This is a genomic window from Streptomyces sp. NPDC057474, from assembly GCF_042802555.1.
Classification (GTDB): Bacteria; Actinomycetota; Actinomycetes; order Streptomycetales; family Streptomycetaceae; genus Streptomyces.
On record NZ_JBHVDX010000498.1, the window covers coordinates 1 to 1,294 of the forward strand.

Here is a 1,294-nt window from a genome sequence, read left to right on the forward strand (position 1 = left end):
CCCCGGGTCCTGCGAGACGGCCAGGTCGCCGAGGCTGACCATGCCCACCGGCTCCCCGTCCTCCAGGACGGGGAGCCGGCGTATCGCGTGGTCGCGCATCAGCTCCACGGCGGCGGACACCGCGTCGTCCGGGCCGATCACGACCGGGTTCGGGGTGCAGACGGCCTGGGCGCTCACCGTCAGCGGGTCCGCGCCGTCGGCGACGGCGCGCAGCGTGATGTCCCGGTCCGTCAGGACCCCGATGACGTGCCCGTCCGTCGCGACGAGGACGTCCCCGATGTCCTGGGCACGCATCAGCTGCGCCGCCTCGACGAGCGAGGCGTCCGGGCGGACCGCCACCACACCTGGCGTCATGACTTCCCTCACGAACTCGGCCATGGCTCTCCGGGCCTTTCGTCGCTCCGCCCCGACTGCGGGGGCACGTCACATCGGCGTGCCGTTGCCCGCAGTACCCGCGAGCAGGGTGCCTATGTGTCCCGGTCGTGTGCGGATTCCGTGCCGTCCGCCGGGGACCGCCCGGCATCGTCCCCGGTCTCGTCCTGGGCGTGGACAACGCCCTCCGCGAGCCGGTGCACCGAGTCGTAGCGCGCCTTCCGCGGCAGCCGCTCCAAGGGCTCCACGAGCGCGTCCGGGGCGTGCCGGCCCCGCAGGACACGGATCAGCTCGGCGGGGCCCGCCGGGAAGGACGTACGGCCCAGGACCCGGGCCAGCTCCAGCCGCAGGGCCTCCACCCGGGCGGGATCACGGCTGGGCGTCACCGGCCCGTACGCCACCTCCGGGTCGTCCTCGGCGTACGGCTCCGGGTCCTGCCACTCCTCCGTCCGCGTGGGATGCCCCGAACGGAGCAACCCCTGCAGTTCGTGCTTCATCTCGTCGTCGCGGTGGGCGCTCAGCCGGTCGCTGCCTCGCTGCATGGCTCCCCTCCAGATGGGTTGTTCGTGGCCCCCGCGTACCCGAACACCCGGTGCCGACACGGGCGTCGTGCGACGGATGCGGCGGGGCCGGTCCCGGCTGTCCGCCGGGTCCCGGGGCCGTTCCGCTTCCCGCCCGGGTTTGCCCGTCCGCCCAGGGGAGACCCGGCGAGGCACCCCCCACCGCATATTCCCCGGGGAAGGACCGGACTCATGGCGGCTGTCGCTGTGATCATTCCGCTGCTGATGCTCGGCGTCGTGCTGGCGCTGGGCCGCTACGAGGAGATGGTGCTGCCACCCGTCGAGCAGACCGACCGGCCCGAACAGGCCGTGCCGATCCGCTGAACGAGTGATGACGGAGCCGACGCCCGGTGTCCAGGGAC

Annotated in this window: 3 protein-coding genes; 1 reads left to right on the plus strand and 2 read right to left on the minus strand. The window is 73.5% G+C overall.

Features of this window, described 5'->3' with window-relative positions:
* Together ACFU53_RS48040 and ACFU53_RS48045 are read right to left on the minus strand one after the other, a co-directional pair.
* Positions 1-378 (minus strand): CBS domain-containing protein (locus ACFU53_RS48040; protein ID WP_384007015.1); only part of this gene is annotated, 378 nt, incomplete at its 3' end.
* An 89-nt stretch (positions 379-467) separates the two neighbouring features.
* Entirely contained in the window at positions 468-914 is a 447-nt protein-coding gene (locus ACFU53_RS48045) for a DUF2795 domain-containing protein (RefSeq protein WP_384007017.1), read from the minus strand.
* A 210-nt stretch (positions 915-1,124) separates the two neighbouring features.
* Here ACFU53_RS48045 and ACFU53_RS48050 point away from each other — a divergent pair, with 210 nt between their 5' ends.
* Entirely contained in the window at positions 1,125-1,256 is a 132-nt protein-coding gene (locus ACFU53_RS48050) for a hypothetical protein (RefSeq protein WP_384007020.1), read from the plus strand.
* Positions 1,257-1,294: the final 38 nt, after the last annotated feature.